Annotated in this window: 6 protein-coding genes; 2 read left to right on the forward strand and 4 right to left on the reverse strand. The window is 75.0% G+C overall.

What is annotated here, in order from left to right; genetic code table 11:
• Positions 1 to 35 precede the first annotated feature (35 nt).
• Positions 36 to 605 (reverse strand): TetR/AcrR family transcriptional regulator, encoded by a 570-nt coding sequence (locus ABD160_RS27515; protein WP_344027633.1) that lies wholly within the window; start codon positions 603 to 605, stop codon positions 36 to 38.
• Between the two features lie 93 nt (positions 606 to 698).
• On the opposite strand from ABD160_RS27515, the gene ABD160_RS27520 reads away from it, so the two are divergent.
• Entirely contained in the window at positions 699 to 1,619 is a 921-nt protein-coding gene (locus tag ABD160_RS27520) for an alpha/beta hydrolase family protein (RefSeq protein ID WP_344027636.1), read from the forward strand.
• 90 nt (positions 1,620 to 1,709) lie between these two features.
• Here ABD160_RS27520 and ABD160_RS27525 read toward each other — a convergent pair whose 3' ends face one another.
• Positions 1,710 to 1,877, reverse strand: a complete 168-nt coding sequence (locus ABD160_RS27525) for a hypothetical protein (RefSeq protein ID WP_344027639.1) — start codon at positions 1,875 to 1,877, stop codon at positions 1,710 to 1,712.
• Here ABD160_RS27525 and ABD160_RS27530 point away from each other — a divergent pair.
• Complete coding sequence (locus ABD160_RS27530; RefSeq protein ID WP_344027643.1) at positions 1,870 to 2,130, forward strand: hypothetical protein; 261 nt, start codon at positions 1,870 to 1,872, stop codon at positions 2,128 to 2,130. The genes ABD160_RS27525 and ABD160_RS27530 overlap by 8 nt on opposite strands.
• Positions 2,131 to 2,177: 47 nt before the next feature.
• Here the strand turns inward: ABD160_RS27530 and ABD160_RS27535 are convergent, their stop codons facing one another.
• Complete coding sequence (locus tag ABD160_RS27535; protein WP_344027646.1) at positions 2,178 to 2,909, reverse strand: HNH endonuclease; 732 nt, start codon at positions 2,907 to 2,909, stop codon at positions 2,178 to 2,180.
• Between the two features lie 118 nt (positions 2,910 to 3,027).
• Entirely contained in the window at positions 3,028 to 5,886 is a 2,859-nt protein-coding gene (locus ABD160_RS27540) for an ATP-binding protein (RefSeq protein ID WP_344027649.1), read from the reverse strand.
• Between the last annotated feature and the right edge of the window lie 114 nt (positions 5,887 to 6,000).

A 6,000-nucleotide genomic window follows, 5' to 3' on the forward strand; every position in this document is an offset into this window, starting at 1 on the left:
TGTCCCACCGGTCGGTGTCGTCGACGGCGCCTCCGCTACCCCGCCCCGGCGAGTCCGTCGAGGTAGTGCTCGGCGGCTCGCTCGACCCGCGACCGGTCACCCCCGGACAGCAGATCGAGCAGCAGCCCGCGCACGGTCGCCGTCACCAGGGTCGCCCGGCAGGCCGCCGTCGCCGAATCCACGTCGGGCCCCTGCGCCGCGCACAGCGACTCCATCCACGCGGCGCCCATCCGGTCGAGGAAGTCCGCGTAGTCATCCGGTGACTGGACCGCCCGGCCGTAGACGGCGAAGAACAGCCGGAATGTCGCCTCCCGCCGTGGGTCGGCGCACCAGGTCCACGCCGCCCGGGCCGCCGTCGCCAGGTCGGCTCCGTCGCCCGCCACCTCGGCCGTGGCGGCGGCGACCTGCTCGCGCAGCCGCCCCAGTATCGCGTCGAGCATCTGCTCCTTGGTGCCGAAGTGGTGCACCAGCGTCGTCGACGACACGCCGAGCGCTGCGGCCACCGACCGCCACGACAGCTCGGCGAACACCTGTTGTGACGCATGTTCGACCGCCGCATCGAGAAGCTCGGCCCGTCGCCGGTGGTCCACTGGCCGTCCCGCCACCGCCCGCACCTCCTCCGTGGATCGCCTTGACTTTCTAGCACAGTCGTTCTAAGAAATATTACTAGCACGCTCGTTCTAGTAATCGGAGGTTCCGTGCTCGCCACCGACGCCCCGGTCGTGTCCGTCGCGCCCGTCACGCTGCCCGTCCCGGGCCGGCGGCCCGGCCTCCGGCTGCGGGTCTCCGCCCCGGCCGGCGGGGCCGGCCCGGCGCCGGTGCTGCTGTTCGCGCACGGGTTCGGCTCGTCGCTGCACGCCTACGGCCCGCTCACCGATCACTGGGCGGCCCACGGCTTCGTCGTGCTCCAGCCCGAGTTCCTCGACTCCCGTGCGGTCGGCCTCGCCCCGGACGACCCGCGGCGGCCGGCCCTGTGGCGCCACCGGGTCGAGGACGCGGTCCGGGTGCTCGACGGGCTCGACGAGATCGAGGCCGCGGTTCCCGAGGTGCGCGGCCGCCTCGACCGTGACCGCGTCGTCGTCGCCGGCCACTCCTTCGGTGGCCAGACCGCGGGCGTCCTGCTCGGCCTGCGGGTCCTCGACCCGGTGACCGGTGAGCCCGCCGAGCCGCCCATCGCCCTGTCCGGTCCGCCGGTGCGCGCCGGGGTGCTGCTCGCCACCGCCGGCCGCGGAGGCGCGGCCCTCGCCCCCGGGGTGATCGAGCAGCTGCCGTGGCTGGACGTCGACTTCTCCGCGATGCGGCCGCCAGCGCTCGTCGTCATGGGCGAAGCGGACTCCAGCCCGCTGACGACGGCGGGACCCGACTGGTGCGCCGACCCCTACCTGCTCAGCCCGCCGGGCAGGAGCCTGCTCCGGCTGCACGGTGCCGAGCACTCCCTCGGCGGCATCCCCGGCTACGACGCCGCCGAGACCACCGACTCCCATCCCGGCCGGGTGGCCGCCGTGCAGACGCTGAGCACCGCCTACCTGCGCAGCGCGCTCGATCCCTCCGACGAGGCCTGGGCCACGGCTGTCGCGGACTTCGCCGGCAGCCCGCTCGGGCGGATCGAGTCCCGGTGAGCGCACTGCTGCCTGTCTAGATTCCGGTCTCGCACAGCCCGTCCGGACGCGTCGCCCGGCGTCGTGAGGGACGGCGGGCGGCCTATCGGGTCACGGCGCGCCGTAGTGGTCCGCGACGACAAAGATCAGGCGTTCCCCGCGGCGGCTGCGCTGGTCGAGCACCTGGGCGGCGATGGTCCGGCCGAGGGATTGCAGGTGCAGCGCCGGTGGGTGCCGTTCACCGACCGTGATGGTGGGGCACGCTGGCGCAGTGTCCACACAGGAACTACTCGCTGAGATCGACGCCGCCGTCGCCTTCCTGGTCGGCCAGCCCGGGCTGCTCGACGTCGTGCTCGCCGAGCACGTCGCTGACGCCGGTGGAATGTGCGCTGCCTGTCCGGGCCCCCAGTCCGGTCGGCGGCGCTGGCCGTGCACGGTGCGGCTGATCGCGGCGCGTGCCGTTCGGGTGCGCGCGGCGGCCCATGACCGGGCTGACCGACCGACGTCGGCGGAGCCGGAGAACGCCTCCTAGAGGCGTCGAACGCGCCGGGTTGTGCGGGCCGTGGCAACAGGAGCGAGTTACGGGTGCGCTGCGGCGCGGATCAGCTCCTGCAGCTCGTCGACCCCGAGCCACGGCTGGTGGCGATGGATCATGCGGTGGCAGTTGGAACACAGCAGGGCCAGGTCGTCGAGTACGGTCCTGGCCGGCCCGGACACATGCAGCGGGACGCGATGATGGCACTCGGCGAAGTCGCGGCCACGCTCGCCGTAGGTTGCCTCGAAATCGAACGCGCAGGCCTCGCACGCGACCGATCCCGTGTCGCGTCGCGACTGCGCGATCTTCTCCCGGCGGATGCGCGGGTCACGTTCGCGGGAGAGGTGCCGGCGCTCGAAGACACGTCCCTCGTCAGCGGTGGTCACGCTCTCGGCGCCAGCCAGCTCGGGGACCGGACTGGGGTCGCTGATGGCCTGGCGGAACGCGGCCGCCTCCTCGTGCATACGCGACGGCTCGGTGCTGAACAGTTCGACGACACGCCGGGTGGTCTTCCCGCCCTTGGTGGTCGCCCCGTGGTGGCCGGCCCAGGCCGTCACGATGTCGTGGCTCTTGCGCTTGACGCCGTTGGGGTTACGGAAGCGGGGGCTCAATGCAGCCCTGTGCGGTGAGGCCCGGCGCAGCAGCGCGGACAGCGCGAGGACCCGCTCGTCGTGCACGTTGTTGAGCGCCTCCCAGCCATTGTGGACCACCGCGTCGCAGACGATGACGATCTCCTCGTAGGTCCAGGGGACCACGGGAGGCGCGGGATCCGGCACGCCGCAAGTATAAGTCTCCCTGTTATCAAGCTAGATGAGGTGCGCGGCTACGACGCACGCCGCTATCAGCCCGGGAGGGCCCCGAGCTCGGCCACCACCTGACGACGCCCTCCGCGGCTCAGGGCAGCTGCAGCTCCCTGAGCTGCCGGCGGGAGGAGATGCCCAGCTTGCGGTAGATGCTGCGCAGGTGGGCCTCGATCGTGCGCGGGCTGAGGAACAGCTGGGTGGCGACCTCCCGGGAGGTCGCCCCGGTCGCCACCAGCCTGGCGACGTGCAGCTCGTGCGCGGTGAGCGCGTCGGTCGGCCGGGCGGCGGTGCGGTTGCGCGGGCGCTCACCGGTGGCGCGCAGCTCGCGGGCGGCGCGGGCGGCGAACGCCCCGGCGCCCATGTCCGACAGCAGCCCGTGGGCGGTGCGGAGCTGGTCGCGGGCCTCCCGGCGGCGGCCCTCGCGGCGCAGCCACTCGCCGTAGACGAGATGGGTGCGGGCGAGGTAGACGACCAGCCGGCACCGCCCGAGGTGGTCGATCGCCTCCCGGTAGTGCTCCTCGACGTCCGGACCGGTGCCGGTCAGCGCCCGCGAGCGGGCGGCCAGCCCGAGCGCCCAGCTGGTGCCGGTGGCGCGGGCGCGGGCGTCGAGCTCCTCCAGTGCGACGGCGGCGCGTTCCGGCCGTCCGGCGCGGGTCGCCGCCTCGACGAGCTCGGGCAGGGCGAGGCTGATGTGCGGTGGTTCGAGCGACGCGCAGGCCCGCTCCTCGGCGTCCAGCGCCGCCGCGTAGTCGCCCAGCCCGTTGCTGAGCACCCCGAAGGCGTGCTCGGCCAGCGAGACCTCCGCGCTGTTCCCGCGGGAGGTCGCCTCCCGCACGGCGACGGCGTGTAGCTCGACGGTCTCGGCCGGGTCCCCGCGCCAGGCGGCCATGACGAGCCGGCCGAAGTGCAGCGACACGCCTCCGGTCACCTGCCGGATCGCCGTTTCCTCGGCGACCAGCTCGGCGGCCCGGCCCGGCTCACCGGCGAGCACCGAGATCGACGACAGGTACAGCAGCGCGGCCGGGAGCGAGGCCAGCGCGCCGGACTCGCGGGCGAGCCGGACGTTGCGCCGGGCCAGCACCCAGAGCAGCTCGTCGTCGAGGATGGTCAGCGCGGCCCGGCTCGCCAGCCACAGCCAGCGGCGGGCCTCCCGGCAGGCCGCCGGCTCCGCCGGGTCGTCGTCGGCGCAGAATGCCTCCAGCGCCTGCCGGAGCACCGGCACCCCGGCCGCGTATCCGTCGGTGTGCGTCGTGACCAGCGCGTCGAGCAGCAGATCGGCGGGTTCGGGCGGGCCGGCCGGCGGCGGCGCGGCCCGGGCGGCCTCGGCCACCTCGGCCATGCCGCGGCCGTCGCCGAGGCCGCCGGTGATGATGGCCGCGTCGAACGCGTGCAGGTAGGTCTCGCGGGACAGTGCGGCGTCGAGCGGGCAGAGCTTCTTGGCCGCGTCCAGCAGCATCCCCGGCACCTCGGCGCCGCGGGTCAGGTGGAACGCGATCTGGGCGCGCAGCAGCTCCAGCCGGGCGCCGCCGAGTGCGTCCAGCGGACCGGCCGCGGCGACGGTCAGCAGCTCGGAGGCCATCCGGGAGGCCCCGGACTCGTAGGTGGCCTGCGCGGCCCCCAGCGCCCGGCCGGCGCGGCGGCCGGGATCGGGGGTCAGGTCCGCCGCATGCTTGAGGAACGCGGCCGAGGCGGCCAGCCCGCCGCGGGCCCGTGCCCGGTCCGCCGAACGTTCCAGCTCGGCGGCGACCTCCTCGTCGGTGCCCAGCACGGCCTGCGCGCGATGCCAGGCGCGCCGGTCGGGATCGAGCTGCGGATCGGTGGCGGCGGCCAGCGCGCCGTGCGCGCGGCGCTGCTCCGGCCGCGTCGCCGCCCGGTAGACCGCCGACCGCACCAGCGGATGACGGAACCGCACCCGGGCGTCGATCTCGAGCAGCCCGGCGGCCTCCGCCGCGGCCGCCGCGTCACGGGCGATGCCCAGCTGCTGCGCGGCGCGCCACAGCAGGTCCGCGTCACCGGTCGGTTCGGCCGCGGCGACCAGCAGCAGCGTCTGGGTGTCGGCGGGCAGGCTGGCCGAACGCCGCCGGAAGCTGTCCTCGACGCGGTGCGGGACGCCGAGCGCGTCCGGCAGCTGGAAGCCGCCGGCCAGCTGCACCGGCTGCACCCCGCGGGGCAGCTCCAGCAGGGCCAGCGGGTTGCCACGCGCCTCGGCGACGATCCGGTCGCGGACCCCGCCGTCCAGCGGCGCGCGGACCGCGGTGGCGAGCAGGGCCCGCGCGTCGGCCTCGCCGAGGCCGGCCAGGCGCAGCTCGGGCAGCCCGCCGAACGCCGGGACCTCCCGGTCGGTGGGATCGCGCAGGCCGAACACCAGCGCCACCCGCTCCGCCTCCACCCGCCGCGCGACGAACGCCAGCACCTCGGCGGACGCCTGGTCGAGCCAGTGCGCGTCGTCCACCAGGCACAGCAGCGGCCCGTCCTCGGCGACCTCGGCGAGCAGGTTGAGGGTGGCCAGCCCGACCAGGAACCGGTCGGGCGCGGCGCCGCTGTGCGTCCCGAACGCCACCCCCAGGGCGGCCTGCTGCGGTTCGGGCAGCGCGCTCACGCGGTCGAGCAGCGGCGCGCAGAGCTGGTGCAGCCCGGCGAACGCGAACTGCGACTCCGACTCCACCCCGGCCGAGCTCTCCACCCGGAACCCGGACGGGTCCGCGACGCCGCGGGCGTGCTCCAGCAGCGCCGTCTTCCCGATGCCGGCTTCGCCGCGCAGCACGAGGGCGCCGCTGTGCCCGGCGTGTGCCTGCGCGAGCAGGTGCTCGACGGCCGCGCGCTCCGCGCGCCGGCCCAGGAGATCACTCAGCTCTGCTCCCGGATCATTCCGTTCGCCCCCGAATAGGCGAGTTTTACCGATGCGAAGCCGTTCCGCCAGCCCCGTTGTGGTGGCAGCGAGATGGACCATTCGGACACCGCGGTCACTGTCGGAGACCGCGGGCGACCAGTGTGGACGGGCGCCGGACGACGCGGACATCCGGTGCCGGCCTGGGACAACGGCGTCCCCGGCGGGTGCGCGGTC

This window comes from Pseudonocardia kongjuensis, from assembly GCF_039526905.1.
Lineage (GTDB): Bacteria > Actinomycetota > Actinomycetes > Mycobacteriales > Pseudonocardiaceae > Pseudonocardia > Pseudonocardia kongjuensis.

Coding starts and splice junctions, on each gene's coding strand:
- ABD160_RS27540 (WP_344027649.1), bottom strand. CDS start 5,886: ATGGTCCATCTCGCTGCCACCACAACGGGGCTGGCGGAACGGCTTCGC.